Here is a 25,906-nt window from a genome sequence, read left to right as displayed (position 1 = left end):
AAGATTCACGACAGCCCGTTTCCGGCGGGACGGGACGCCGTCGGCGCGTTACCTTGCGCAGATGGATCTGGCGTACCTGCGGGCGCACCCGGAGCACCTGCCGACCTTCCTGACCCACCAGCGGATCCGGGAGACGCCGGTCGCCGGCGGCGACATCTGCGCCGCGTCCCGGCTCACGCTGGACGACGGGCACTCGGTCTTCGCCAAGACCTGGCCGGAGACCGCCGGAGGACCGGTGCCCGAGGGCTTCTTCGCCGCCGAGGCGGCCGGCCTGCGGTGGCTGCGCGAGGCCGGGACGGTCGCCGTACCGGAGGTGGTCGTGGCGCTGCCGGGGCTGCTCGCGCTGGAGTGGATCGAGCCCGGCGAGCCGACGCCCGAGGCGGCCGAGCGGTTCGGTCGCGAGCTGGCGGCCCTGCACCGGGCCGGCGCGCCGGCGTTCGGGGCCGACTGGGCCGGCTTCGTCGGGTCCCTCCCGCAGGACAACAGGCCGGACGACGGCCCCTGGTCGCGCTGGTTCGCCCGGTGCCGGCTGCTGCCCCACCTGCGCCGCGCGGTGGCCGGCGGCGGGCTCAGCGACGTCGAGGCCACGCTGGTCGAGCAGGTCGTCGAGCGGATCGGCGAGTTCGGCGGGGACGAGCCGCCGGCCCGGATCCACGGCGACCTCTGGCCGGGCAACGCGCTCTGGGGCGCGGACGACAGGGTCTGGCTGGTCGACCCGGCGGCGCACGGCGGGCACCGGGAGACCGACCTGGCTCAGCTGGCTCTCTTCGGCGGCGCCCCGCACCTCGACCGGATCCTCGCCGCGTACGCGCAGGAGTGGCCGCTGGCCGACGGGTGGCGGGAGCGGGTGCCGCTGCACCAGCTCCACCTGCTGCTGGTGCACGCCGCCCTGTTCGGCGGGGCGTACCGCGATGCGGTCGCCCGTACCGCCCGGTCGGCGCTTGCCGGGCTCGGGCGCGCTACCGTCGACGGGTGACCGCCGCCCCGCCGAACTCCGGCGTCCTCGCCGACCGGTACGGCCGCGTCGCCCGGGACCTGCGCGTCTCCCTGACCGACAAGTGCAACCTGCGCTGCACCTACTGCATGCCGGCCGAGGGGCTGGCCTGGCTGCCCGGCCCGCAACTGCTCGGCGACGACGAGATCGCCCGGCTGGTCGGGGTCGCGGTGCGCCTGCTCGGCGTGACCGAGGTGCGGTTCACCGGCGGGGAGCCGCTGATCCGGCCCGGCCTGGTCGGCATCGTGGCCGCCGTGGCGGCGCTGGAGCCGCGCCCCCGGATCTCGCTGACGACCAACGGCATCGGGCTGGACCGGCTCGCCCCCGCGCTGCGCGCCGCCGGGCTGGACCGGGTGAACGTCTCGCTGGACACCCTCGATCCGGAGCGGTTCGCCCGGCTGACCCGGCGCCCCCGCCTGGCGGACGTGCTCGCCGGGCTGGCCGGGGCCGCCGCCGCCGGGCTCACCCCCGTGAAGATCAACTCTGTGCTCATGCGCGGCGTCAACGACGACGAGGCACCCGGGCTGCTCCGCTTCGCCCTCGCCCACGGCTACGAGCTGCGGTTCATCGAGCAGATGCCGCTGGACGCCCAGCACGGCTGGAACCGCGACACCATGATCACCGCCGACGAGATCCTGGCCTCCCTGCGCGGGGAGTTCGACCTGACCCCCGACCCGGCGGAGCGCGGCGCGGCGCCGGCCGAGACCTGGCTGGTCGGCGGCGGCCCCGCCCGGGTCGGCGTGATCGCCAGCGTCACCCGGCCGTTCTGCGGCGACTGCGACCGCACCCGGCTCACCGCCGACGGGCAGGTCCGCGCCTGCCTCTTCGCCACCGAGGAGTCCGACCTGCGCGGCGCCCTGCGGGCCGGAGCGGACGACGACGAGCTGGCCCGGCGCTGGCGTACCGCGATGTGGGGAAAACGGGCCGGGCACGGCATCGACGACCCGGCCTTCCTCCAGCCCGCCCGGCCGATGTCCGCGATCGGAGGCTGACCGTGGCGGGACCGACGCACGCGGGCCGTACCGGGACAGCGGCTCCCGCCCCTCCGGCGCACACCGGCCCGGCCGAGCCCGAACCGACCCCGACCGCACCGGCGGCCGGCGCCGGGGCGCCGCTGACCGTCCGCTACTTCGCCGGGGCGCGGGCCGCCGCCGGCCGGTCCGAGGAGACCGCATCCGGCGGCCGGTCCCTGGACGAACTCCTCGTCGAGTTGACCGAACGGCACGGCGAACGGCTCGCCGCCGTGCTGAAGGTGGCGAGTTTCCTCGTCGACGGCGTGACCTGTCATGATCGGCGGGCACCGCTACCGGCCGGGGCCACGATCGACGTCCTGCCGCCCTTCGCGGGCGGCTGAGGGAGGCGCACACATGCTGGCGGCACTGGCGTTCGTCGCCACCATAGGGCTGGTCACCGGCCTGATCCACCTCTACCTGTGGAAGCGCCTGGTGCGGGACACCACCATCCCGGGGCGCTGGCGGCGGATCGGCGGGATCACCGCCCTGGTGCTCGCGCTGCTCGTACCGGCGACCATGGTCGGCACCCAGGCGGGCCTCTACTGGCTCGCGTGGCCGGGCTACCTCTGGCTCGCCGTCATGTTCTACCTGCTCGTCCTGCTCGTGGCGCTGGAAGTGCCGATGGCGGCGACGAAGCTCGTGCTGCGTCGCCGGGTCGCCGCCGCGGAGCCCACCGCCGCCGCGCCCGAGCCCGCCATGGTCTCCGCCGCGCCCGAAACCCCCGCGGTGGGCGCGGCGGTTCCGGCCGACCCGCCGGCCGCCGGCGCCGTCGGGCAGCCCGACCACGACCCGGCCCGCCGGCTGCTGCTCGCCCGTGGGGCGGCGATCTTCGCCGGGCTCACCGCCACCGGCCTCACCGGGTACGGCATCCGCACCGCCCTCGGCCCGCCACAGCTCGACCGGGTGCAGATCCCGCTGGCCAAGCTCCCCCGCAGCATGGACGGCCTGCGGATCGCCACCGTGTCCGACATCCACCTCGGCCCGCTGCGCGGGCGGGCGCACACCGAGCGGATCGTCGCCGCGATCAACCGCCTGGACGCCGACATCGTCGCCGTCGTCGGCGACCTGGTCGACGGCTCGGTCGCGGAGCTGGGCGAGGCCGCCGAGCCGCTGCGCAGGCTGCGGTCCCGGCACGGCAGCTACTTCGTCACCGGCAACCACGAGTACTACTCGGGCGTCGAGGAGTGGGTCCAGGAGCTGGACCGCCTCGGCCTGCGGGTCATGCAGAACGAGCGGACGGAGATCCAGGCCCGGGGCGGCGTACTCGACCTGGCCGGGGTGAACGACGTCACGGCCGCCGGTACGGGCCTGGCCGCCCCGGCGGACTACGCGGCGGCGCTCGGCGACCGCGACCCGAACCGCCCTGTGGTGCTGCTCGCCCACCAGCCGGTGGCGGCGGTCGAGGCGGCGAAGTTCGGCGTCGACCTCCAGCTCTCCGGGCACACCCACGGCGGCCAGATGGTCCCGTTCAACCTGCTGGTGAAGCTCCAGCAGCCGGTGGTCTCCGGCCTGGGCGAGGTCGACGGCACCAAGGTCTACGTCACCAACGGCGCCGGCTTCTGGGGCCCGCCGGTGCGCGTCGGCGCCGAACCCCAGATCACCCTGGTGGAGCTGCGCTCCCGCTGACCCATAGCGCGGGCGGCCGGCGTTGTCCAGCACCGGATGCTCAGGTCACGGGTGTGCGTGGCGACGGGTGGGTAATGGCGCGGTCGTGACAGGATGCGGCGTGCCTCCGTTCAGTCCCGCACCCCCCGGCGGCCCTTCGCCGTTCGTCGCGGATCTGCACATCCACTCGAAGTACTCGCGCGCGTGCAGCCGCGACCTGACCCTGCCCAACCTCGGCTGGTGGGCGCGGCGCAAGGGCATCGGGGTGCTCGGCACCGGCGACTTCACCCACCCCGCCTGGTACGACCACCTGCGCGAGACGCTGCACCCGGCCGAGCCCGGCCTGCACCGGCTCAGCCCGGAGACGGAGCGGGACGTCGCCCGCCGGCTGCCGCCCCGGCTGGCCAGCGAGGCGGAGGCGGACCCGGTCCGGTTCATGCTCAGCGTGGAGATCTCCACGATCTACAAGCGGGACGACCGCACCCGCAAGGTGCACCACCTGATCTACCTGCCCGATCTGGACGCGGTGGCCCGGTTCAACGCCGCGCTCGGGCGGATCGGCAACCTCGGCTCGGACGGCCGGCCGATCCTCGGCCTGGACTCCCGGGACCTGCTGGAGATCACGCTGGAGGCCAGCGCGGACGGCTACCTGGTGCCGGCGCACATCTGGACCCCGTGGTTCTCCGCGCTGGGCTCCAAGTCGGGCTTCGACGCGATCGCCGACTGCTACGCCGACCTCGCCGAGCACATCTTCGCGGTGGAGACCGGCCTCTCCTCCGACCCCGGGATGAACTGGCGCGTCGGCAGCCTGGACGGCTACCAACTGGTGTCCAACTCGGACGCGCACTCGCCGCCGGCGCTGGCCCGGGAGGCCACCGTCTTCGCCACCGCCCGCGACTACTTCGCGATCCGCGACGCGCTGCGTACGGGCGACGGGCTGGCCGGGACCATCGAGTTCTTCCCCGAGGAGGGCAAGTACCACGCGGACGGGCACCGGCTCTGCGGGGTCAACTGGTCGCCCGAGCAGACCCGGGCCGCCGGCGGCCGCTGCCCGGAGTGCGGCAAGCCGCTGACCGTCGGCGTGCTCAGCCGGATCGAGGAGCTGGCCGACCGCCCGTCGGGGCACCGCCCCGCACACGCCCGCGACGTCACCCACCTGGTGCCGCTGGCCGAGATCCTCGGCGAACTCAACAAGGTGGGCGCCCGGTCCAAGCGGGTCGAGGGGAAGCTCCACGAGCTGATCGCCGCGCTCGGCCCCGAGCTGGAGATCCTCACCACCACGCCGCTCGACGAGATCGGCCGGGTCGGCGGGGAACTGCTCGCCGAGGGCATCGGCCGGCTGCGCCGGGGCGACGTGCGCCGCGTCCCCGGCTACGACGGCGAGTACGGCGTCATCACCCTCTTCGACCCGGCCGAGCTGGGCGGCGACGCCGGTACGGCGCAGGAGACCCTCTTCGACGTACCCGTGCCGGCGCAGCGCACCCCCGCGGAGCCGGCGCCGAAGCCCCGGGCCAAGCGCCCGACGGCGGCCAGGGCCGAGCCCAAGCGCAAGGCCGCACCGCCCGCGCCGCCGCCCCCGATCGCGCCGACGCCCTCGCCGCACGAGCCGTTCGAGCCGATGCTCGCCGGGATGGAGGAGGTCGGCACCGGCCTGCTGGACCGCCTGGACGCCATGCAGCGCGTGGCCGCCTCCGCGCCGGGCGGTCCGCTGCTCATCGTGGCCGGGCCGGGCACCGGCAAGACCCGGACGTTGACCCACCGGATCGCCTACCTCTGCGCGGAGCTGAACGTCTTCCCCGAGCAGTGCCTGGCGATCACGTTCACCCGGCGGGCCGCCGAGGAGCTGCGGCACCGCCTCGACGGCCTGCTCGGCCCGGTCGCCGAGGACGTCACCGTCGGCACCTTCCACTCGCTGGGCCTGACGATCCTGCGGGAGAACGCCGACGCCGTCGGCCTGCCGGCGGACTTCCGGATCGCCGACGACGCCCAGCGGGCGGAGGCCCGTGCCGAGGCCGGCGACGACGACACCGGCTACGCGGCGCTGCTGCGCAAGCAGGACCTGGTGGACCTGGACGAGCTGCTGACCCTGCCGGTCGCGCTGCTACGGGCCGACCGCAAGCTGGTGCAGCGGTACCGGGAGCGCTGGCGGTGGATCTTCGTCGACGAGTACCAGGACGTCGACGAGGTGCAGTACGAGCTGCTGCGCCTGCTCAGCCCCGCCGACGGCAACCTCTGCGCGATCGGCGACCCGGACCAGGCGATCTACTCCTTCCGGGGCGCCGACGTCGGCTACTTCCTGCGCTTCTCGCAGGATTTCACCGACGCCCGGCTGGTCCGGCTGAACCGCAACTACCGCTCGTCGGCCCCGATCCTGGCCGCCGCCGTGCAGGCCATCGCGCCGTCGTCGCTGGTGCGGGGCCGCCGCCTCGACCCGGCCCGGCTCGACCCGGAGGCCCCGCTGGTGGGTCGCTACCCGGCGGCGTCCGTCGCCGACGAGGCCGATTTCGTCGTACGCACCATCGACGAGCTGGTCGGCGGGCTCTCCCACCGGTCCCTGGACTCGGGGCGCATCGACGGCCGGTCCACCTCGCTCTCGTTCTCCGACATCGCGGTGCTCTACCGCACCGACGCGCAGGCCGCACCGATCGTGGACGCGCTCGCCCGGGCGAACATCCCCGTGCAGAAGCGCTCGCACGACCGGCTGCGGGACCGGCCCGGGGTGTCCGCCATCGCCCGCGAGCTGCGCCACGCCGACGGGCTCGACGGCTCGCTGGCCGCCCGGGTCCGGCTGGCCGGGCAGGTGCTGGCGGAGCGCTTCGCGGTGCCCACGCTGGACGGTGCCGGCGCGGTACGGCCGGAGGACGTCCGCTCGGCCGTCGACCTGCTCACCCCGCTGGCCCGCCGCTGCGGCGACGACCTGCCGCTGTTCCTCTCCCAGCTCGCCACCGGCGCGGAGGTGGACGCGCTCGACCCCCGCGCCGAGGCGGTCACCCTGCTCACCCTGCACGCCGCCAAGGGGCTGGAGTTCCCGGTGGTCTTCCTGGTCGGCACCGAGGACGGGCTGCTCCCGCTGCGCTGGCCCGGCAGCACGCCCGACGACGACGCGATCGCCGAGGAGCGGCGGCTCTTCTTCGTCGGGCTGACCCGCGCCCAGGACCGGCTGTACGTCACCCACGCCGGCCGTCGCAGCCGGCACGGAACGGAACGCGAGTGCGTCCCGTCGCCGTTCCTCGACGCCATCGACCCGGGCCTGTTCGAGCGCTTCGGCGAGGCCGAGCCCCGCCGCCCCCGCGACCGCCAGCTCCGCCTGATCTGAGCCACCCGGTCGGGCCGTAGGCCTCGGTCCGGCCGCGGGCGAACGCTCAGGCGGTCAGGGCGGCCAGCCAGGCGCCGGTGAGCAGGGCCGGGCCCAGCGGGAGCGGGGTGTCGCGGCGCACCCTGCCGGCGGACAGCAGGGCGAGCACCACCGCGCCGTGCAGCAGGTGCGGCAGGAGCAGCCCGAGCGCCACGGACGAGCCGCCGAGCCAGCCGAGCGGCAGGCCCAGGACGGCGGCGAGCTTCACGTCGCCGAAGCCCAGCCGGGAACCGGGCAGCAACGCCAGCACCACGTGGCAGGCGAAGCAGAGCGCGGCCCCGGCCGCCGCCCCGAGCAGCCGCCCGGGGCTGCCGGAGATCAGCGCCGCGCCGGCCAGGCCGACGGCGGCGACCAGCGCGGCGGCGCCGACCAGCGGGTCGGGCAGCCGCAGGCAGGCCAGGTCGACCAGGGCGAGCACCAGCCCGACGGCCGCCAGCACGAGGAGGACGGGCAGGACGGGGTCGGCCCCCAGCGCCGCCGCGAGCCCGGCGAACACGACCGCCCCCGCGGCCGCACCCGGCGCGGCCCGGACGACACCGGCGGTGGGCGGGGCGGTGAAGTGGCGGGCGGCCCCGGGAGCGGCGAGGCCGGCCAGGGCGCCGAGCAGCGTCACGCACGCCAGCAGCCCCGTCGACACGGGGCGGACGCTACCGCCGCGACGGCTTCGGCGCGGTCCCCGGTGCGGGACGTCGCGGTCTCTCGGTGCTCACCACGAGGGCCACCCCGGCGACGATGACCGCGCCGCCGAGCACCACCCGCGCGGTGACCGGCTCGGCCACGAACAACGCGCCGAGCGCCACCGCGACCACCGGGTTGACGTAGGCGTACGTGGAGGCCAGCGAGATCGGGGCGTGGTGCAGCAGCCAGACGTACGCGGTGAACGCCACCAGCGAGCCGGCCACCGTCAGGTACGCGAGCGCGAGCCACGACCGGGTCGTCACCGTGCCCGGGTCGAACCCGCGCAGCTCGCCCCGGGCCACCGAGAGTACGGCGAGTGCCGCCGCCCCGGCGAGCATCTCGTAGACGGTGGCGACGAACGGATCGGCGGGCATCCGGATGCGCCCGGAGAGGAAGGAGCCGACCGACCAGCAGGTGGCGCCGACGACCACGGTCAGCGCCCCGGTGAGCGGCACGGCACCCGTCCCGCCGGTCGGCAGCACCAGCAGCACCAGCCCGACGAAGCCCAGCGTCACCCCGGCCAGCGTCCACGACCGGGGTCGGTCGCCGGTGACCGTACGCAGCAGCACCACCAGCAGCGGAACGGTGGCCACCAGCAGCGCGGCGATCCCGGAGGGCACCGCGACCCCCGGCGGCCCGGACTCGGCGAGCACCACCAGCCCGTTGCCGCCGGCCAGCAGGAGCACGCCGACCAGCGCTGCCGAGGCGAGTTGCCGGCGGTCGACCCGCAGCGCGCCCCGCCCCCGCCGCACCCGGAGCACGATCGCCAGCACCAGGGCGGCGGCGGCGAACCGGGCGGCGGCGGAACCGAGCGGCGGCATGGACTCCACCGCGATCCGGATGCCCAGGTAGGTGGAGCCCCAGAGGACGTAGACCAGCAGCAGGGCGGTCCAGAGCAGCGCCGGCCTGGCGGCAGCCGTACGAACGGTCCCGGCTCCCGGGCCCGTTCGGGTGCCGGCGTCGGCCGGCGGCGGTGCACTCGGTGGAGGTGGGCTCATCGGTGGACACGCTACGGTGGCCTCGGCGTCGGCGTCCCTCGTTGGTGGCCGGCCTCTCACCACTCGCACGGGAGGCGTGCATGGCGAACTACGGAGCACCGGGTCACGGGGACCCGGACCCGTGGCACGGGCGACGCCCCGACGAGTCGTACGGTCCGCCGGCCGGCGGGTGGGGCGGCGGGGAGGCCCCGTACGCGGGTAGTCCCGCCCCGCCCCCGCCCCCGCAGCGCCGGCGCGGGCGGGCGGGTCCGGTCGTCGCGGTGCTGGCGACGGTGGTGTTGCTGGTCGTCGGCGGCGGCGCCGCCGTGCTCTACCTGCTCGGTCAGGACGACGACACGCCGGTCGCCACGCCGAGCGAGCCCGCACCTGCGGCGAAGACCGACCCGCCGACGGCGACGACGGGCGCGGCCACCGCCGCCCCGGTCACGCCGCCCGCTCCCGAGTCCTCGGCCGACCCGCGCTTCGTCAAGGCGGGCCAGTGTGTCCGCAACGACGGCCCCGCCGGCGGCAAGCCCAAGCTGCTGATCAGCGACTGTGCCCCGCAGACGTACGAGGTGCTGCGCCGCATCGACGGGGCGACCAGCGGCGAGAAGGACGCCGCCGCGAAGTGCGCGAAGGTCGACGGCTACACCAACTGGTACTTCTTCGACAGCGAGCTGGACACCCTCGACTTCGTGCTCTGCCTGAAGCAGCGCTGAGCGCCGCGCCCGGCATATCCGCACCCCCCTGAGCACCGCACCCTGGACCACGCACCCCTGATCCACCCGCACCCCTGAGGAAGAGATGACGACCTACGGATCACCCGCGCAGCCGGAGGACCCCTACCAGCGCCCGCCCGGCACCCCGGGCGGCCCGCCACCCATCGACCCGACGCTGCCCGAGTGGGGTCAGCCGCCGGCCGCCGGACAGTGGGGCCAGCAGCAGCCGGGGGGTGAACCGCAGTGGGGTCAGCAGCAGCCCGGGAGCGAGCCGCAGTGGGGCCAGCCGCCGTCCGGTGGCGAGGCACCGGCCGCCCCGCAGTGGGGGCAGCCGGACCCGATGTGGAACCAGCCGCAGCCGCCGAACCCGGAGCCGGCCTACCCGCCACCGACCTCCGGCGCGGGCTATCCGCCACCCAGTTCCGGGGCCGGCTACCCGCCACCCAGCTCCGGCGCGGGCTACCCGTCGCCCAGCTCCGGGGCCGGCTACCCGTCGCCGGCGGACCAGGGCGGCTACCCGGCGGCCGGGCCGTATCCGCCGGCCGGGCCGACGCCAGCCCCGGGCAACCAGTGGGGCGCCCCGCCGCCGGGCCCCGGTGCGTACGGGATGCCGCCGGCCGCTCCGCCGGCGAAGAGCGGCGCCGGCAAGGTCGCGTTGATCATCGGCCTGGTCGTGGTCCTCCTGCTCTGCCCGTGCCTCGCCCTCGTCGGCTGGGGGTTCTACCAGGCCGGCGAGGACGACGATCCGATCGCGGCCCCGACGGTGAGCGCTCCGGTGAACCCGAGCGGCCAGCCGACGGGCCGACCGACGAGCGAGCCCACGGACGAGCCCAGCGCCGCGCCGACCTCCGCCAAACCGAGCCCCAGCAGGAGGGACTTCGCCAAGGGCGACTGCGTCGTCAACGACGGTACGGCCACCGACGCCGAACTGCGGAAGGTGCCCTGCGGCCCCAACACGTACGAGGTGCTGCTGCGGATCCCGGGCACGGCGGACGGCGACCGGTGCAAGACCCGGGCCCCGGAGGCGACCGCGAACTACGTGCACGACAACTCAATCGACTTCCTCGACTACGTGCTCTGCCTGAAGAAGCGCTGATTACCAAAACTAGGGCTGTCTAGCGTCCACGCTAGACAGCCCTAGTTTCGTGTCGAGAGGCTCCGACGCCCCGACACGCCGGTTGCCCCATCTACGCATGTCTAGTCCCGCAGCTAGACGGCCCGATACTGTGCGATGCGTGGATCCGGTCCGCAACCCGTACGCCCCGGGCGCCGGCCAGCGCCCGCCCGAGCTCGCCGGGCGGGGGCGCGAGCTGGACGTCTTCGACGTCGTGCTGGAGCGCATCGCCCGGGGCCGGCCCGAACGCAGCCTGATGCTCACCGGCCTGCGCGGGGTCGGCAAGACGGTACTGCTCAACACCCTCCGCTCCCAGGCCATCAACCACCTCTGGGGCAGCGGCAAGATCGAGGCCCGGCCCGACCAGTCGCTGCGCCGCCCGATCGCCGCCGCGCTGCACATGGCCGTCCGGGAGCTGGCGCCCCGCCACCGCGCCCCCGACCGGATCGACGCTTTCCTCGGCGTGCTCAAGGCGTTCGCCCAGCGCACCGCGCCGACCGGTCGCGGCAACGCCGCCCCGAAGCTGCGCGACCGGTGGCAGCCCGGCATCGACGTACCCGCCGCCAGCGGCCGGGCCGACTCCGGCGACATCGAGATCGACCTGGTCGAGCTGCTCACCGACGCCGCGGCGGTGGCCGCCGACGTCGGCACCGGCATCGCGATCTTCATCGACGAGATGCAGGACCTCGGCCCGGAGGACGTCTCCGCGCTCTGCGCCGCCTGCCACGAGCTGTCCCAGCTCGGCGCGCCGCTGATCGTGGTCGGCGCCGGGCTGCCGCACCTGCCGGCCGTACTCAGCGCGGCCAAGTCGTACTCCGAACGGCTCTTCCGCTACCAGCGCATCGACCGGCTCGACCGGATCGCCGCCGACCAGGCGCTCTGCGCGCCGGCCGAGCGCGAGGAGGTGGAGTACGAGCAGAAGGCGCTCGACCTGCTCTACGAGAAGTCGGGCGGCTACCCGTACTTCGTCCAGGCGTACGGGAAGGCGACCTGGGACCACGCGCCCCGCTCGCCGGTCACCGCCGCCGACGTACGGGTCGCCGCGCCGGAGGCCGAGGCCGAGCTGGCGGTCGGCTTCTTCGGTTCCCGCTTCGAGCGGGCCACCCCGGCCGAACGCGAGTACATGCGGGCCATGGCCACGCTGTCCCTGGTGGAGGGCGAGATCGACGGCGGGGGCCGGGACGACATGGACGCCGCGGTGCCGACGGCGGAGATCGCCCGTGCGCTGGGGCGCAAGCCGGCCAGCCTCTCCCCGGCCCGGGACGCGCTGATCAAGAAGGGCCTGATCTACTCCGGGGAACGCGGCACGGTCGCCTTCACCGTCCCCCACTTCGGCCGCTACCTGCGTACCCAACCGGCCTGACCGGCCACCACGGACCGCGACAGGGCGCCACCCCCGATCAGCGCGGCGCGGGACGGCCGGGTCCGGCGCGGCGCGGGCGTCGGGCCAGCGGAGGCGTCAGACCTTGGACCAGGGGGGCGGGAAGAGCACCTCGCCGCGCGGCGGCGGGCCCTCGCCGCTCGTGGCCGGCGGCAGCACCAGCGCCTGCCAGGGGTCGCCGAGACCCGACCAGGGACTGGTCAGGCCCATCCGGTCGGCCCGACCGAAGCCGAACCGGTGGTAGTAGGCCGGGTCGCCGAGCACCACCACCAGCCGCTCGCCCAGCTCGGTGGCCGCCTCGATGGCGGCCTGCACCACCGCCGTGCCGAGCCCGATCCGCCGCCGGTGCGGCGCGACCGCCACCGGGCCGAGCGCCAGCGCCGGCACGACGTGGTCGTCGGACTTCACCCGCACCCGGGTGAGCAGGGCGTAGCCGACGACCTCGCCGCCGTACTCGGCGACCATCGCCAGCTCCGGCACCCAGGCGTCGCTGTCGCGCAGCTCGTCGACCAGCCCGACCTCCGGCGGCGTGGCCACGTCGGGACGGGCGAACGCGGCGGCGAGCACCCGGCGGACCGCGCCGGTGTCGGCCGGGTCCTCAGGTCGCAACCGCAGCGTCGTCACGCCGGGCACGTTACCCCTCACAGGCGGTCCATCAGCGACGGTCGCTCGAATCGGCGTGGCGCGACGTGCACGTCCGCCGATCCGGATCGGCGGTTGCGGGGGTAGCGGGGCCGGCGACGGGGTATGACTGATCCATGAAACCCGTGCGTTCCCTCGCCCGTGCCATGCTGAGCGGCATCTTCGTGGTCAGCGGGTTCACCAACCTCCGCAACCCCGGGCGGCTGGTCCCGGCCGCGAAGCCCGTGACGGACCGGGTGACCCCGCTGCTGGAGAAGGCCGACCCCCGCATCCCCACCGACACCGAGACGCTGATCCGCGCCAACGCGGCGGTGCAGGTGGGCGCCGGGCTGATGCTCGCCACCGGCCGGTTCGCCCGGCCCGCGGCGCTCGTCCTCGCCGGCACGCTGGTCCCGGTGACCCTCGCCGGGCATCCCTTCTGGAACAACGACGACCCGGCGACGCGGCACAACAACCAGATCCACTTCCTGAAGAACCTGGGCCTCCTCGGCGGGCTGCTGCTCGCTGCGGCGGACACCGGCGGCAAGCCGGGGCTGCGCTGGCGGACGGGTCACCGGATCGGCCACTCCCGACGTTCGGTGCAGCGAGCCGTCCGTACCGCCCGCAGGGAGGCCCGGATCGCCGTACGATCAGCGGCGACGGCCCGACGACTACCCGGCTGACCTGCGTCGATACCTCCCCCCGGCCGACCCCTCACGTGTCAACGCCGCGAATCACCTGAACCGCCCGACAGGCGTTAACGCGGTGGAAATGTCAAAAACATGTGTGGGATCGGACACGGTCGCATAACGCGGGAGGCATTAACGTGAGGCGCCGTTCTAGGCTCCGTGCAGGACCTGGACGGGTAGGACGACCTTGGTACGGGGGTGGCCACGCCATGCCGGCGACCGTCGGAAGACGGGTGGACCGCCTCGCCCCAGTCCGCCGCGTAACGCGTGGGATCGATCGTAGGACAGTCGTACGGACCGGCATCGTGGCCGCCGTCGCCTATGCCGCATGGTTCGCCATCGGTGCTTTCGGGCGGCCGTACAACTTCTTCGACATGAAGATCTACCACGGCGCGGTGGTGTGGTGGGCGAGCGGTCACGAGCTCTACGAGTTCATCGCACCCGGCACCACCCTGGGCTTCACCTACCCGCCGTTCGGCGGTCTGGTGATGCTCCCGATGGCGCACCTGCCGGTCGAGCTGGCCGGCATCGTCAACGCGCTCGCCAGCGTCGCGGCCCTGGCCGTCGTGCTGGCCGGGCTGCTCCGCCCGATCGTCGACCGGCTGGGCTGGCCCCTCTGGTTCACCGTGGGCATCGCGACGCCGCTGGCGGTCGCCATCGAGCCGGCCCGGGAGACCCTCGGCTACGGCCAGGTGAACCTGCTCCTCTTCGCCCTGATCATGGCCGACCTGATCGGCCTGCGCTGGCGGTCGCGCCGGGGCACCCACATCGCCCCGAGCGACGGGCCGCTGCTGCGGTTCGTCCACAGCGGCGCCTGGGCCGGCGTGGGCATCGGCCTGGCCACGGCGGTCAAGCTGACCCCGGCGCTGTTCATCGCCTACCTGATGATCACGCGGCAGTGGCGCGCCGCCACCACCGCCATCGGCACGGTGATCGCCGTGACCCTCGGCTCCTTCGCGGTCGTCGGCACGGAGTCGCGCGCCTACTTCGGCGGCGTGCTCTGGCAGACCGAGCGGGTCGGGGCCGCCGACATGACGCCCAACCAGTCGCTGGCGGGGCTGCTGGCCCGCCTGTACGACTCGATCGAGACGCCCGGCCTGCTCTGGCTGGCGTTCTCGGTACTGATGCTGGCGGTCGGCCTCTCCCGGGCCGTCAACGCCCGCGCCGACGGTGACGAGCTGACCGCGTTCACCCTGGTCGGCCTCACCGCCAACGTGATCAGCCCGATCTCCTGGACGCACCACCTGGTCTGGGTGATCCCGGCGATCATCGTGCTCGCCGACGCCGCCGTACGCCGCCGCGACGCCAGTCGTGGGCTGGCCCAGCGGTCCGGTCAGGGCGGTTACGGCGGCCCGCCGGGGGTGACCGGGCTGCGCCCGCCGATCTGGTACCCGACGCTGACCGGGCTGCGGCACGGCGCCGCCGCGACCGGGCTCTACCTGCTCTTCCTGATCTCCCCGATCTGGCCGTACGAGCACCAGCTCCCCGAGGTGTCGCACTACCAGGACGGCCTCTTCGGCGCCCTGATGGAGAACTCGCTGGCGCTGGCCCTGATCCTGCTGGTCGCCGCGCTGCCGTGGCGTCCCGGTGCCGAGCCGGCCTTCTACGGCGACCGGTTCGGCCGCCAGGCCGTGCCGGGCGTCCGCCGCTGACGGGATGGAGCCGCCCCGCTCAGGGGCAGTTCACCCACTCCTCGGTGCCGTCGGCGAAGACCTGCCGCTTCCAGATCGGCAGCCGCGCCTTGACCTCGTCGACCAGCCGGGCGCAGGCCGCGAACGCGGCGGCCCGGTGGGCGGTGCTGACGGCCGCCACCAGCGCCACGTCGCCGATGGCGAGCGGGCCGACCCGGTGCGACACCGCGACCGCGTACACGTCCGGGTCGGCGGCCACCTCGGCCGCCACCTCGCGCAGGATCCGCTCGGCGCTCGGGTGGCCCTCGTACTCCAGGCTGGTCACCGCGCGGCCGTGGTCGTGGTCGCGGACCACCCCCTGGAACGAGACCACCGCCCCCGCCCGGCGGTCCGCGACCGCCGCCTCGTGCGCCGCGAGGTCGAGCGGCCGCTCGGTGACCTCACCGAACGTCGCGGGCTGTCGGCCCGACGCGTCGGCCGTCGGCGCGGTCACCACGCACGCTCCCCGGGCAGCAGCGGCAGCGGTACGACCGGCACCCGGTCGCCCGGCTCGCCGGAGGTGCCGGGGCGGATGACGGCGAACCCGTCGGCGCCGGCCAGCCCGCGCAGCATCGCCGAGCCGACGTGCCGGACCGGCTGGGCGGTGCCGGCGGTCCGGTCCACCCGCACCAGCGCCAGGTGCGTGTACGCGCCCCGGCCTCGCACCGGCTCGGCGAGCGTGACGTGCGGCAGCACCGGCATCGGGCGGCCCGCCAGGCCGGCCAGCAGCGGAGCGACCAGCGAGACCAGGGCGACGATGGCCGACTGCGGGTTGCCGGGCAGCCCGGCGACGAACCGGACCCGGCCGTCGGCGTCGGCCAGCCGCGCCAGCAGCATCGGGAACCCGGGCCGCACCGCCACCGTATTGACGACGTAGTCGGCGCCGAGCGCCTCCAGCGCCGGATGCAGGTGGTCGACCGGCCCGTGCATCGTGCCGCCGGTCGTACACACCAGGTCGGCGGTGCCCAGCGCGGCGCGCAGCGCCGCCACGTGCGCGGGGAGCGTGTCCGCGACCGGTCCCACCACGTCCGAGGGGCGGACGAGGCAGCCGTAGCGGCGCAGCCACGCCGGCACCGCCGGCCCGAGCGCGTCGCGCACCCGCCCGGCGCCGGGCGGGCCGGCGGTCAGCAGTTCGTCGCCGAAGACCAGCAGCGCGGCGCGGGGTTGGCGCCGTACCAGCAGCCGGTCGTGCCCGCAGGAGGCCGCCAGGCCGATCACCGCCGGGTCCACCGGCGTGCCGGCGGGCACGAGTTCCTCCCCGGCGTACGCCTCCTCGCCCGGCTCCCGCCACTCCGGCGCCGGCCGGGGCGTGCCGTCGACGAGCCCCTCCGGCGTACGGCGGGAATCCTCCACCCGCAGCACGGCCGTGGCGCCCTCCGGCACCATCGCGCCGGTGGCGATCTCGACGGTCGTCCCGTCGTCGGCCAGCGGGGCGGGGGTGCCGCCCGCCAGCACCCGCCCGACCGGCCGCCACGGCCCGGCACCCCGCACCGCCCAGCCGTCGACGCTGGAGGTGGGAAAGGCGGGCAGGTCCGTACGGGTGGCCAACGGCTCGGCGAGGGTGTGCCCGTCGGTCTCGGCGAGCGGCCGACTGACGGCGGGCAGCGCGGCGGCCAGGCCGACGGCGTACACCCGGGACCGGGCCTCCTCCCAGCCGGCGGGCGGGGGCGCGCTGACCGGCTCGGCGGCCGGTGCGGTTTCCGTGCTCACCGGCCGAGCCTAGCGGTGGGACACGACGGTCGCGCCGTCAGCGGCGCCACGCCCACCGGTTGGCCGTGGCCCGGGGCGGTCGTCAGTGGTCGCCGCCGCGGAGCTGGTCGACGGCGTGGCTGAGGATCGGCCCGAGTACGGCGAGACCGTCCCTGGCACCGCCGGTCGAACCGGGCAGGTTGACCACCAGCATCCGGCCGACGACGCCGGCGAGCCCCCGGGAGAGCGCGGCGGCGGGGACCTTGTCGCGGCTGTGCGCCCGGATCGCCTCGGCGATGCCCGGGACCTCGTGGTCGAGCAGCGCCCGGGTCACCTCGGGCGTGCGGTCGGAGGGGTTGATCCCCGTGCCGCCGCTGGTCAGCACGACGTCGATCCCGTCGGCCAGGGCGGCCCGCAGCGCCTCGCCCACGGGCTCGCCGTCGGGCACCACCACCGGCCCGTCCACCTCGCAGCCGAGGTCACGCAGGCCGGCCACGAGCAGGGGGCCGCTGGTGTCCGCGTACACGCCGGCGGCGGCCCGGTTCGAGGCCACGACCACCCGCGCGCGGATCACGACCGCTCCTGCGGGCGCACCCACAGGCCGGTCTTGCCGCCCTCCTTGCGCAGCACCCGGACCGCGTCGACGCTGGCCGCCGGGTCGACCGCCTTGACCATGTCGATCAGCGCCAGCCCGGCGACGGCCACCGCCGTCAGCGCCTCCATCTCCACGCCCGTACGGTCGGCTGTCCGCGCGGTGGCGGTGATCTCGACGGTGTCGTCGGTGAGGGTCAGGTCGACCGTGACGCCGTGCAGGGCGATGGGGTGGCAGAGCGGGATCAGCTCGGGGGTGCGCTTCGCGCCCATGATGCCGGCGAGGCGGCCGACCGCCAGCGCGTCGCCCTTGGGCAGCCCGTCGCGGCGTAGCAGCTCGACGACCTCTCTGGTGGTGCGGAGCCGGCCGGTGGCGACGGCCAGGCGGCCGGTGACCGCCTTCGGGGAGACGTCGACCATGCGGGCCGCGCCCGCCGGATCGACATGGGTGAGCTGCGCGGGATCGGTCACGGTCGCGAGCCTATCCGGCGGGTGGCACCATCCTGTCGCGAATTGACCGGGAGAGGGAACGCGTTTCCGGCTCGTTGCGTCACGACCGTTTCCACCCCGCTTCCACGGACCGGTCCGATAGTCGTCCTCCCCGGCGCGACGCTGGACCGGGATGTCGTCCGGTAACCGCGTGACGCCATTGGCCCTTCACCGACCCGAGAAGCGATCATCGCCAGCGGGGAATTACCCACTGCCGGTCGATCCGGCGGCGACGGGCAACGTACGGAGTGCATCTTGCTCCCTGTCATTCCGTGACGACGTCCGGCCCGTACGCGGGTGGCCACGCCGACGGAACTGCCTGGCGGACGGGGCGTACCGGCGCGGAAGCGGTGCCTCGGCCACCCGACGCGCCCGGGGGCCGGTTCACGGGCCGGTGCCGCAGCCGCCTCCCGCTGCAAACTGCACCGTCGTGTCCGATGCCGTGAAGGCCTCCACCGGTCCATTATCTAGCGTTAACCGGAAGTCGATAGAAACACAGCACTGAGTTCCCGCCCAGAAGCAGAAAGTCACGCCAGAGGGCGCGCTTCTCATCCATTGCCCATAGTTACATATATCCCTCCATAATTGGCCGAACCGCACTTAGGCTGTCGGCGTCGCGGAACACAGCGGCGCAAGGGCCAACGCGAGACCGGGGAGGGATAGCGATGTCGGCACACGAGTGGAACTGAGCATTGTGGCTGGCGCGTGACCGCGGGTAATCTTGGCGTGCTTCGCAGGCGAGAGCAGTCGGGACGCGGTGACACGACTGGACGTGGGCAAGACAGAGGCCGAGCGGCGGCTCACGCTGCACGTCGGCCTCGTCTGCGTTGTGGCCGCCATCGCGGCCGCCCTGTGCCTGCGCGAGCTGACCCGGCTGGACTGGTCCCGTGGTTACCTGACCCTCTCCCTCGCCCTGATCTGCCTGGCCTTCCTGGGCATGACGATCAAATGGCGGATCCGGATCCGCGCGACGGTGCACGCGATCTCCTGGAGCGAGACCGCCATCATCCTGAGCCTGGCGGTCGCTCCGACCCCCCTGGTCATCCTGACCACCGGGATCGGAGCGGCGATGGCCCAGTACTTCGCCAAGCTCCCGCCGCTGAAGGCCGCGTTCGGAGTGGCCAAGACCATGCTCCTGGCGGTGGGCGGCGGGGCAGCCCTGCACGCCGCCGGCGGATCACCGCCGATCACCGACCTGTGGCAGGTCCTCGGCCCGATCGGCCTCGCCTACGCCGTCGCGGTGATCCTCGACGAGCTGCTGACCCTCCCGGTCATCGCACTCGCCACCGGCACCCGGCTCCGACAGCTCTTCCGTGAGGACCTCGGGCTGCGCCTGACCAGCGCGCTGGCGCGTTTCGTCCTCATCGTCACCACGCTGTTCATCCTCCACGCCGACCCCCGGCTCCTGCTCGCGGTGCCGCCCCTGGTGCTCAGCCTCCACCTGCTCTACTCCAACCGGGTCAAGGCCCGCACCGAGCAGCAGGCGTGGCAGCGCCTCGCCCGCACCACCGACGCGCTGAACGTGGTCGACCTGGACAAGGTCCTCACCACCGCCGTCACCCAGGCCGCCGAGCTGTTCTCCGCCGACGAGGTGGAGATCGAGCTGCGCGACGGCGGCCGGACCGTGCGCGGCGGCGCGGTCGCCATCACGTACGACGGGCCCGCCGGCGAGCCGACCCCGACGGACGGCACCGTGGTCCCCACCCCGCTGGAGGGGCACGACCGGACGGTCGACGTGGGCATCCTGCGACTGCGGTTCCGTGGTCCCGTGGCCCTCTCCGAGCGGGAGCAGTACACGCTGCGCACCTTCGCCTCGGCGCTCTGCACCGCCGTCCGCAACGCGCAGGCGTACGCCGAGCTGGCCCGCGTCGCCGACGAGCACGCGTACGCCGCCACCCACGACGCGCTGACCGGGCTCGCCAACCGCCGGCACCTGCTCGACCAGGGCAGCGAACACCTCGGCACCCGCCACGCCGACGGCGTGACAGCCCTGGTGCTGATCGACCTCAACCACTTCAAGGAGGTCAACGACACCCTCGGGCACGCCGCCGGCGACCAGGTGCTGGTGCAGGTCGCCGAGCGGCTGAGCGGCGCCGCCCAGGACGGCGACCTGGTGGCCCGCCTCGGCGGCGACGAGTTCGCCGTACTCCTGCGGGGTCTGCCGGCCCCGGCGGTGGCCGCACACCGCGCGGAGACCCTGCTCGCCGCGCTGCACGAACCGTTCGACCTCGACGGCATGCGGATCAGCGTCGAGGCCAGCGGCGGGATCGCCGCCGCACCCGCCACCGGCGGCATGCCGGAGCTGCTGCGCCGTGCCGACGTCGCGATGTACCAGGCCAAGCGGGCCGGGCAGCGCACCTCGACGTACGCCCCGACCCGCGACACCGCCGACCTCGGCCGGCTCACCCTCGGCGGCGAACTGCCGCGCGCCGTCGCCGACCACGAGTTCACCGTCAACTTCCAGCCCATCGTCGACCTGGGCACCGGCCGGGTCACCGGCGCGGAGGCCCTCGCCCGCTGGCACCACCCCACCCACGGCATGATCGATCCGCTGCGCTTCCTGGAGGCCGTGGAACGCTCGGGCCTGCTCCCCGCCTTCGCCGAGGCGATCCTCGACCAGGCCCTCATCGCGGCGGGCAGCTGGCGCGACGCCGGCTTCGACGTGCCGGTGGCGGTCAACGTGTCGCCGCGCAGCCTCCTCGACGCCCGCTTCCCCGGCTCCGTGCTGGCCCGCCTACGGGCCCACGACCTGCCCCCCGACCGGCTGGTCCTCGAGCTGACCGAGACGCTCACCCTCAGCCAGCTCGACGTGGTCGACCGGGTGCTCAGCCGGCTGCGCGACGAGGGCGTCCGCCTGGCGCTCGACGACTTCGGCACCGGCTACTCCTCCCTGTCGCTGCTCTCCCGCATCCCCGTGCACGAGCTGAAGATCGACCGCAGCTTCGTGACCGCCATGGAAAGCTCCGCCGAGGCCGCCGCCGTCATCCGCTCCACCCTCGACCTCGGGCGCAGCCTCGGGCTCGACGTGGTGGCCGAGGGCGTGGAGAGCGAGCCGCAGCGCCGGGCCCTCTGGGAGCTGGGCTGCACGGCCGGCCAGGGACACCTCTTCGCCCGGCCGATGCCCGCCGGCACCCTCCTCGCGGCGTTCCGGCGCGGCTCCGGGGGCAGCCCCGGCACGCTCGCGCCCCCACTGCACGACGCGGGAGCCGTCATCCGGTTCGCCCCCGGCCGCCGGCAGGGCGGGCGCGGCCGAACCGACCGCCACCTGCCCGCCTGACGCGGCGGCAGGCGCCATCTGCCCACCTGCCGCGGCGGCACGCGCCTGCTGCCAGACTGGCCCGCGTGACCGCCGCCCCGACCACCCGCCGCCCCGGCTGGCAGCGCCTCGACTCCGCCGCCGGCGGACTCGCCCTCGACCTCGGCCTGTACGCCGCGTCGGCCGCGTTCGCCGCGATCACCGCCGCCACCTCCACCCTGGCCCCGCACCGGGCCTGGGGCGCCGTCGCCGCCGTCGGATACCTCCTCGCCGCCCTCGCCGCGACCGGCCAGCTCCTGGCCCGCCGCCGCGATCCCGCCTCGCCGCCGGCCGGGCTGCGGGCCCGCTGGGCCGTCACCGGCTTCGCCTGGTTCGCCACCGCCCTGCTGCCGCTGGCCTGGCAGAGCATCCAACGGGCCGGCGGACGCACCGACCGGGCGCAGGAGGAGGTGCTGGTCGTCGAGGAGTCCGGCCAGCGGCTGGTCGACACCGGCACCCCGTACCTCGGGCACGACGCGATCGCCGCCCTGCCACCCGGCGAACAACTGCTCGGCTACACCCCCTACCAGCCGGGAATGGCCCTGTTCGGGCTACCCCGGGCAGCCGTCGACGCCTGGTGGACCGACGCCCGCGTCTGGTTCGCCGTCGGCACCGCGCTGGCCCTCGCCCTGGCGGTCCGCGCCCTCACCCGCGGCGCCCGCCGCGCCGCCGACGACCACACCCGGGCCGCCCTCCTGCGGGGCGTACAGGCCGCCACGGTCCTCCCGGTCTGCGCACTCACCCTGGCCACCGGCGGCGACGACCTGCCCGTACTCGCGCTCTGCCTGCTCGCCCTCGCCCTCGCCGCCGCCGGCCGACCGGGTCGGGCCGGCCTCGCCGTCGGCCTGGCCGGGGCACTCAAGCTCTTCGCCTGGCCGGTCGCCCTCGTACTGATCATCTGGGGCCTGACCCGACGCGCCGGCCTGCGGGTCGCCGCGGGCGCGATCGGCCTGCCCGCCGCCGCCCTGCTGCCGGCTCTCCTCGTCGACCGCGACGCACTGGTCGAGAACGTGCTCCGCTTCCCGCTCGGGCACGGCCTGGTCACCAGCCCCGCGCAGTCCCCGTTCCCCGGCCACCTGATCGCCACCGCGCTGCCCGCCGGCCGCGCCGTCGCCGCCGCCCTGCTGCTCGCGGCCGGGCTGGCCATCGCCGTCCGGCTCGCCCGCCACCCGCCCCGCACCGCCGTCGCCACCGCCCTGACCTGCGGGTACGGCCTGCTCGCCGCGATCCTGCTGATGCCCACGACCCGCTTCGGCTACCTGCTCTACCCGCTCGCCCTCCTGGTGTGGGCCCCCGCCCTGCGCCCCCCGGTTTCCGCGAACTGGCGGGCGGAGGCCGGCGACACGGCGTAGACCTGAGGCATGACCACCTACCGCGACCGCGAAGAGGCGGGCCGGACGCTCGCCGACCGGCTCACCGCCCTCATCGGTGAACCCGACGTCATCGTGCTCGGGCTGGTACGCGGCGGCGTGCCCGTCGCCCGGGTGGTCGCCGAGCGTCTCGGCGCGCCCATGGACGTGCTCGTCGTCCGCAAACTCGGTATGCCGTGGGCGCCCGAGGTGGCCTTCGGCGCGCTCGGCCCCGGTGGCGTGCGGGTCCTCAACGACGTCGTGGCCAGCCGGCTCACCGAGGGCGACGTCGCCGAGGTCGTCCGCCGCGAGCAGGCCGAGTTGGAACGCCGCGAGCGGCTCTACCGCGCCGGCCGGCCGCCGCTCGACCTGACCGGGCGCACCGCCGTGATCGTCGACGACGGCCTCGCCACCGGTGCCACCGCCCGCGCGGCCGTCCAGGTCGCCCGCCACCTCGGCGCCCGCCGGGTCGTGGTGGCCGTCCCCGTCGGCTCGCAGGAGGCGTACGAGATGCTGGCCGCCGAGGCCGACCAGGTCGTCTGCGCCCAGCATCCGCCGGAGTTCATGGCGGTGAGCGCCTACTACGAGGACTTCCACGAGGTTTCCGACTCCGAAGTCACGCAAGCGCTGACAGCGACCGCATGACCGGACCGGGTACGGTCGGAGGATGAGCCTGACCTGTCCCAAGTGTCACGGAGAAATGCGCCAGTACGAGCGCAGCGGCGTCGTCATCGACCAGTGCGGCGAGTGCCGGGGGATCTTCCTCGACCGCGGCGAGTTGGAGAAGCTGTTCGAGGCGGAGGCCAACTGGAACCGCCAGCAGGGCGGTGCGGCCCCGGCGCAGCCCGCCCAGCAGCAGGGCGGCTACCCCGGCCAGCCGAGCCACCAGCAGGGCGGTTACGCGCCCCCGCCGCCCCCGCCGCCGCCCGCCCCCGCCCCGCACCAGCCGGGCTACGGCGCCGTCCCGCCGCCGCCCCCGCCGGCGCACGGCTACCCGCCGGCCCCCGCCTACGGGCACGGCCAGCAGCACCACGGTTACCACGGGCACTACAAGCGCAAGAAGCACAAGAGCTTCCTGGACGAGATGTTCGGCTGAGCCACCCCGTCGACCGGGCCGGCGCCTCGACCGGCCCGGTCACCCGTGGCTCCGCGCCCACCGCCCGCGCCGCTCGCCGTGCCGCCCGACGGCCGTCGTGCGACGCTGCCCCCATGACGCCGCACACGCTCCACCATCCGCTGGCGCAGGCGTACGACGGGATCACCCGGGTCGTCGCCGACCTCGACGACGCCGACCTGCAACGGCCCACCCGGTGCCGGGGCTGGCTCGTCGCGGACCTGCTGTTCCACGTGCTCTGCGACGCCCAACGGGCCCTCGTCGCCCTGGCCAGCCCCGCCGACGGCCCGCCCGACGTGGACGACGTGAGCTACTGGCGCGCGTTCCCGCCCGGCGAGGACGAGGACGGCGACGACGCACGGCACGCCTGGTGGGCCCGCCGCTCCGCCGCCGCCTTCGACCGGCCCGGCGCCATCGTCCGGCTCTGGACCGACACCGCCCCCGCCGCCGTACGCGCCGCCGGCGCGGCCGACCCCGACGGCCACGTCACCACCCAGGGGCACGTGCTGCGGGTGCCGGACCTGCTCGCCACCCTGACCACCGAGGCCGTCGTGCACCACCTGGACCTGGTCCTCGACCTGCCCGACGCACCCCTGCCCGGCGTGCTCGCCACGGGCGTCGCCGTCACCACCATGGACGGCCTGCTCAGCGACGACGCCGTCCGACCGGCCGCCTGGAGCGACGCGGATTACCTACTCAAGGCCACCGGCCGACTGCCACTCACCGACCGCGACCAGCTCGAACTCGGCGAGGTCGCCGGCTGGTTCCCACTGCTGGGCTGACCGGTTCCCGCCGCTCTGGGCTGACCGGTTCCCTCTCCCGGGGCGGAGGCGCGACCGTCCTCAGACGATGGCCATGTCCACGAATCGCGACAGGTGGAGCTGTGCGGCCACCGTCACCGTGTCGGTCGGACCATTTCTGTGCTTGGCGACAATGAAATCCGCCTCCCCGGCCCGCGGCGACTCCTTGTCGTAGTAGTCGTCGCGGTGCAGCAGGATGACGACGTCGGCATCCTGCTCAATCGAGCCCGATTCACGCAGATCGGACAGCTGTGGTCGCTTGTCGGTCCGCTGCTCCGGGCCACGGTTCAGCTGACTCACCGCGATCACCGGGCATTCGACCTCCTTGGCGAGCAGCTTGAGGCCACGGGAGAGGTCCGCGACCTCCTGCTGCCGGCTCTCGGTGCGCTTCGGGGAGGTCATCAGCTGGAGATAGTCGACCACGATCAGCTTGAGGTCGTGCCGCTGCTTCAGCCGGCGCGCCTTGGCCCGGATCTCCATCAGGTTCATGCTTGGCGTGTCGTCGACGAAGAGCGGTGCCTCACTGATCTCGCCCATGCAGCGGGCAAGCTTGGTCCAGTCGTCGTCGGAGAGCTGGCCGCTGCGCAGGACGTGCAGGGGCACGCGCGCCTCGGCCGACAGCAGCCGCATGACGATCTCGACCTTGCTCATTTCCAGCGAGAAGATGGCCGACGCTTGATTTGCCCGAATCGCAGCGTTGCGCGCGAAATCCATACTTGCGGTTGATTTGCCCAGACCGGGACGTCCGGCAACAATCACCAACTGCCCTGCGTGCAGGCCGTTGAGCAGCCGGTCCAGGTCGGTGAAGCCGGTGGGGACGCCGGTCATGACGCCGCCCTGGGCGCCGACCGCCTCGATCTCGTCCAGCGTCGGCTGGAGCATGTCGGCGAGTACGGCGAAGTCCTCGCTGACGCGGCGCTCCGTGACGTCGTAGACCGCCTGCTGGGCGAGGTCCACGATGTCGTCGACGTCGCGGCTGCCGCCCTGGCTCGTGCCGTAGCCCAGTTGCACGATCTTGGTGCCGGCCTCGACGAGGCGCCGCAGGACCGCCCGCTCGCTGACGATCCGGGCGTAGTACGCCGCGTTCGCGGCGGTGGGCACGCTGGCGATCAGCGTGTGCAGGTAGGGGGCGCCGCCGATGCGTACGAGATCGCCGGAGTCGGCCAGGGCCGCCGCCACGGTGATGGAGTCGGCCGGCTCGCCGCGGCCGTAGATCTCCAGGATGGTGTCGAAGATGGTGGCGTGCACCGGCCGGTAGAAGTCGTTGGTCTTCAGGATCTCGACGACGTCGGCGATGGCGTCCTTGGACAGCAGCATGCCGCCGAGCACGCACTGCTCGGCGGCGACGTCCTGGGGCGGGGTCTTGTCGAACTGGCCGTCGCGCTGCGGCGGCGGGGACGCCTGCCCCCCACCCGCTCGCGAGTCCGCCCGCATGTCGTCGGTGACCGACACGGGTTCCCCCTCCACTGCGTCGGATCCGGATCCAGCCGTATCGCCGGGGTACGACAACCTCGACCTGCCGGTCGATCGGGGGTCATCGCACGGCCGGTCGGGGGCCAACCATACGGAACCCGAGGTCAGCCCCTCAACCACGTCGGTGGACGAGCCTCGGGACAACCTGTGGACGCCGGGGGACGAGCATGTGCGCAGGATGTGCACAACCTGTGGACAACGGCTGGGGAATTCTCCGCCGCGCGCCCGTGAACTGCGGAAACGCAATCCCCAGCCTGTGGATGACAAGTTTTCGGTCGAACTGCCCGGTC

Annotated in this window: 23 protein-coding genes; 15 read left to right on the top strand and 8 right to left on the bottom strand. The window is 74.5% G+C overall.

Annotated features, from left to right (window positions below):
• Positions 1-61: 61 nt before the first annotated feature.
• The 5 genes from AC5L34_RS06915 (at position 62) to AC5L34_RS06895 (ending at position 6,928) form a co-directional block, all read left to right on the top strand.
• Positions 62-976, top strand: a complete 915-nt coding sequence (locus AC5L34_RS06915; RefSeq protein WP_441173945.1) for a fructosamine kinase family protein — start codon at positions 62-64, stop codon at positions 974-976.
• Positions 973-1,986 (top strand): GTP 3',8-cyclase MoaA, encoded by a 1,014-nt coding sequence (moaA, locus tag AC5L34_RS06910; protein ID WP_494824111.1) that lies wholly within the window; start codon positions 973-975, stop codon positions 1,984-1,986. The genes AC5L34_RS06915 and moaA overlap by 4 nt, the downstream gene beginning before the upstream one ends.
• 122 nt (positions 1,987-2,108) lie before the next feature.
• A complete protein-coding gene (locus AC5L34_RS06905) occupies positions 2,109-2,348 on the top strand; it encodes a MoaD/ThiS family protein (RefSeq protein ID WP_089003790.1) in 240 nt (79 codons plus the stop codon).
• 13 nt (positions 2,349-2,361) lie between these two features.
• Complete coding sequence (locus AC5L34_RS06900; RefSeq protein ID WP_494824110.1) at positions 2,362-3,633, top strand: metallophosphoesterase; 1,272 nt, start codon at positions 2,362-2,364, stop codon at positions 3,631-3,633.
• Positions 3,634-3,733: 100 nt separating this feature from the next.
• Positions 3,734-6,928 carry a UvrD-helicase domain-containing protein gene (locus tag AC5L34_RS06895; RefSeq protein WP_494824109.1) on the top strand — a complete coding sequence of 1,065 codons (3,195 nt, stop codon included), beginning with the start codon at positions 3,734-3,736 and terminating at the stop codon, positions 6,926-6,928.
• 46 nt (positions 6,929-6,974) lie between these two features.
• On the opposite strand, the gene AC5L34_RS06890 is transcribed toward AC5L34_RS06895, so the two are convergent.
• A complete protein-coding gene (locus tag AC5L34_RS06890; protein ID WP_441173941.1) occupies positions 6,975-7,604 on the bottom strand; it encodes a prepilin peptidase in 630 nt (209 codons plus the stop codon).
• Between the two features lie 10 nt (positions 7,605-7,614).
• Positions 7,615-8,643, bottom strand: a complete 1,029-nt coding sequence (locus AC5L34_RS06885) for an EamA family transporter (protein ID WP_494824108.1) — start codon at positions 8,641-8,643, stop codon at positions 7,615-7,617.
• An 80-nt stretch (positions 8,644-8,723) separates the two neighbouring features.
• Here AC5L34_RS06885 and AC5L34_RS06880 point away from each other — a divergent pair, with 80 nt between their 5' ends.
• From AC5L34_RS06880 to AC5L34_RS06870, 3 genes are all read left to right on the top strand, one after another.
• The gene (locus tag AC5L34_RS06880) at positions 8,724-9,341 is read left to right on the top strand and encodes an LppU/SCO3897 family protein (protein WP_494824106.1); all 618 of its coding nucleotides are present in this window, start codon (positions 8,724-8,726) and stop codon (positions 9,339-9,341) included.
• A gap of 607 nt (positions 9,342-9,948) precedes the next feature.
• Complete coding sequence (locus AC5L34_RS06875) at positions 9,949-10,437, top strand: PT domain-containing protein (protein WP_441174092.1); 489 nt, start codon at positions 9,949-9,951, stop codon at positions 10,435-10,437.
• A gap of 139 nt (positions 10,438-10,576) precedes the next feature.
• Positions 10,577-11,818, top strand: coding sequence for a DUF8462 domain-containing protein (locus AC5L34_RS06870; protein ID WP_441173938.1), 1,242 nt, complete (start codon positions 10,577-10,579; stop codon positions 11,816-11,818).
• Between the two features lie 96 nt (positions 11,819-11,914).
• Here the strand turns inward: AC5L34_RS06870 and AC5L34_RS06865 are convergent, their stop codons facing one another.
• Positions 11,915-12,469: a GNAT family N-acetyltransferase gene (locus AC5L34_RS06865; protein WP_441173937.1), complete on the bottom strand. Its 555-nt coding sequence runs from the start codon at positions 12,467-12,469 to the stop codon at positions 11,915-11,917.
• Between the two features lie 125 nt (positions 12,470-12,594).
• Here AC5L34_RS06865 and AC5L34_RS06860 point away from each other — a divergent pair, with 125 nt between their 5' ends.
• Positions 12,595-13,140, top strand: a complete 546-nt coding sequence (locus tag AC5L34_RS06860; protein WP_101413412.1) for a DoxX family protein — start codon at positions 12,595-12,597, stop codon at positions 13,138-13,140.
• A 215-nt stretch (positions 13,141-13,355) separates the two neighbouring features.
• Positions 13,356-14,798 (top strand): glycosyltransferase 87 family protein, encoded by a 1,443-nt coding sequence (locus tag AC5L34_RS06855; protein WP_441173936.1) that lies wholly within the window; start codon positions 13,356-13,358, stop codon positions 14,796-14,798.
• Between the two features lie 19 nt (positions 14,799-14,817).
• Here AC5L34_RS06855 and AC5L34_RS06850 read toward each other — a convergent pair whose 3' ends face one another.
• The 4 genes from AC5L34_RS06850 to moaC all read right to left on the bottom strand — a co-directional run bounded on the left by AC5L34_RS06850 (position 14,818) and on the right by moaC (position 17,567).
• On the bottom strand, positions 14,818-15,270 hold the full coding sequence (locus AC5L34_RS06850; RefSeq protein WP_441173935.1) for a molybdenum cofactor biosynthesis protein MoaE: 453 nt from the start codon (positions 15,268-15,270) through the stop codon (positions 14,818-14,820).
• Positions 15,267-16,526, bottom strand: coding sequence for a molybdopterin molybdotransferase MoeA (locus AC5L34_RS06845; protein ID WP_441173934.1), 1,260 nt, complete (start codon positions 16,524-16,526; stop codon positions 15,267-15,269). The genes AC5L34_RS06850 and AC5L34_RS06845 overlap by 4 nt, the downstream gene beginning before the upstream one ends.
• 82 nt (positions 16,527-16,608) lie before the next feature.
• Complete coding sequence (locus tag AC5L34_RS06840) at positions 16,609-17,079, bottom strand: MogA/MoaB family molybdenum cofactor biosynthesis protein (RefSeq protein ID WP_363622896.1); 471 nt, start codon at positions 17,077-17,079, stop codon at positions 16,609-16,611.
• The gene (gene moaC, locus AC5L34_RS06835; protein ID WP_441173933.1) at positions 17,076-17,567 is read right to left on the bottom strand and encodes a cyclic pyranopterin monophosphate synthase MoaC; all 492 of its coding nucleotides are present in this window, start codon (positions 17,565-17,567) and stop codon (positions 17,076-17,078) included. Before moaC ends, AC5L34_RS06840 begins: the two co-directional genes overlap by 4 nt.
• A 790-nt stretch (positions 17,568-18,357) precedes the next feature.
• On the opposite strand from moaC, the gene AC5L34_RS06830 reads away from it, so the two are divergent.
• From AC5L34_RS06830 to AC5L34_RS06810, 5 genes are all read left to right on the top strand, one after another.
• The gene (locus AC5L34_RS06830; protein WP_441173932.1) at positions 18,358-20,862 is read left to right on the top strand and encodes a putative bifunctional diguanylate cyclase/phosphodiesterase; all 2,505 of its coding nucleotides are present in this window, start codon (positions 18,358-18,360) and stop codon (positions 20,860-20,862) included.
• Positions 20,863-20,927: 65 nt separating this feature from the next.
• Positions 20,928-22,232 (top strand): glycosyltransferase 87 family protein, encoded by a 1,305-nt coding sequence (locus tag AC5L34_RS06825; protein WP_441173931.1) that lies wholly within the window; start codon positions 20,928-20,930, stop codon positions 22,230-22,232.
• 9 nt (positions 22,233-22,241) lie between these two features.
• Complete coding sequence (locus AC5L34_RS06820; RefSeq protein ID WP_089002830.1) at positions 22,242-22,874, top strand: phosphoribosyltransferase; 633 nt, start codon at positions 22,242-22,244, stop codon at positions 22,872-22,874.
• Between the two features lie 22 nt (positions 22,875-22,896).
• Positions 22,897-23,325, top strand: a complete 429-nt coding sequence (locus AC5L34_RS06815; RefSeq protein WP_441173930.1) for a TFIIB-type zinc ribbon-containing protein — start codon at positions 22,897-22,899, stop codon at positions 23,323-23,325.
• 113 nt (positions 23,326-23,438) lie between these two features.
• The gene (locus AC5L34_RS06810) at positions 23,439-24,125 is read left to right on the top strand and encodes a maleylpyruvate isomerase N-terminal domain-containing protein (RefSeq protein WP_441173929.1); all 687 of its coding nucleotides are present in this window, start codon (positions 23,439-23,441) and stop codon (positions 24,123-24,125) included.
• A gap of 60 nt (positions 24,126-24,185) precedes the next feature.
• On the opposite strand, the gene dnaB is transcribed toward AC5L34_RS06810, so the two are convergent.
• Positions 24,186-25,577 (bottom strand): replicative DNA helicase, encoded by a 1,392-nt coding sequence (dnaB, locus tag AC5L34_RS06805; RefSeq protein WP_441174091.1) that lies wholly within the window; start codon positions 25,575-25,577, stop codon positions 24,186-24,188.
• Positions 25,578-25,906: the final 329 nt, after the last annotated feature.

It is taken from the genome of Micromonospora sp. ZG13, from assembly GCF_059359355.1.
The sequence above is the reverse complement of the archived record's forward strand: the minus strand, read 5'-3'. Positions and strand labels throughout refer to the sequence as shown.

Coding starts and splice junctions, on each gene's coding strand:
- AC5L34_RS06915 (WP_441173945.1), top strand. CDS start 62: ATGGATCTGGCGTACCTGCGGGCGCACCCGGAGCACCTGCCGACCTTC.
- AC5L34_RS06900 (WP_494824110.1), top strand. CDS start 2,362: ATGCTGGCGGCACTGGCGTTCGTCGCCACCATAGGGCTGGTCACCGGC.
- AC5L34_RS06885 (WP_494824108.1), bottom strand. CDS start 8,643: ATGAGCCCACCTCCACCGAGTGCACCGCCGCCGGCCGACGCCGGCACC.
- AC5L34_RS06880 (WP_494824106.1), top strand. CDS start 8,724: ATGGCGAACTACGGAGCACCGGGTCACGGGGACCCGGACCCGTGGCAC.
- AC5L34_RS06875 (WP_441174092.1), top strand. CDS start 9,949: ATGCCGCCGGCCGCTCCGCCGGCGAAGAGCGGCGCCGGCAAGGTCGCG.
- AC5L34_RS06860 (WP_101413412.1), top strand. CDS start 12,595: ATGAAACCCGTGCGTTCCCTCGCCCGTGCCATGCTGAGCGGCATCTTC.
- AC5L34_RS06855 (WP_441173936.1), top strand. CDS start 13,356: ATGCCGGCGACCGTCGGAAGACGGGTGGACCGCCTCGCCCCAGTCCGC.
- AC5L34_RS06820 (WP_089002830.1), top strand. CDS start 22,242: ATGACCACCTACCGCGACCGCGAAGAGGCGGGCCGGACGCTCGCCGAC.
- AC5L34_RS06815 (WP_441173930.1), top strand. CDS start 22,897: ATGAGCCTGACCTGTCCCAAGTGTCACGGAGAAATGCGCCAGTACGAG.
- AC5L34_RS06810 (WP_441173929.1), top strand. CDS start 23,439: ATGACGCCGCACACGCTCCACCATCCGCTGGCGCAGGCGTACGACGGG.
- dnaB (WP_441174091.1), bottom strand. CDS start 25,577: ATGCGGGCGGACTCGCGAGCGGGTGGGGGGCAGGCGTCCCCGCCGCCG.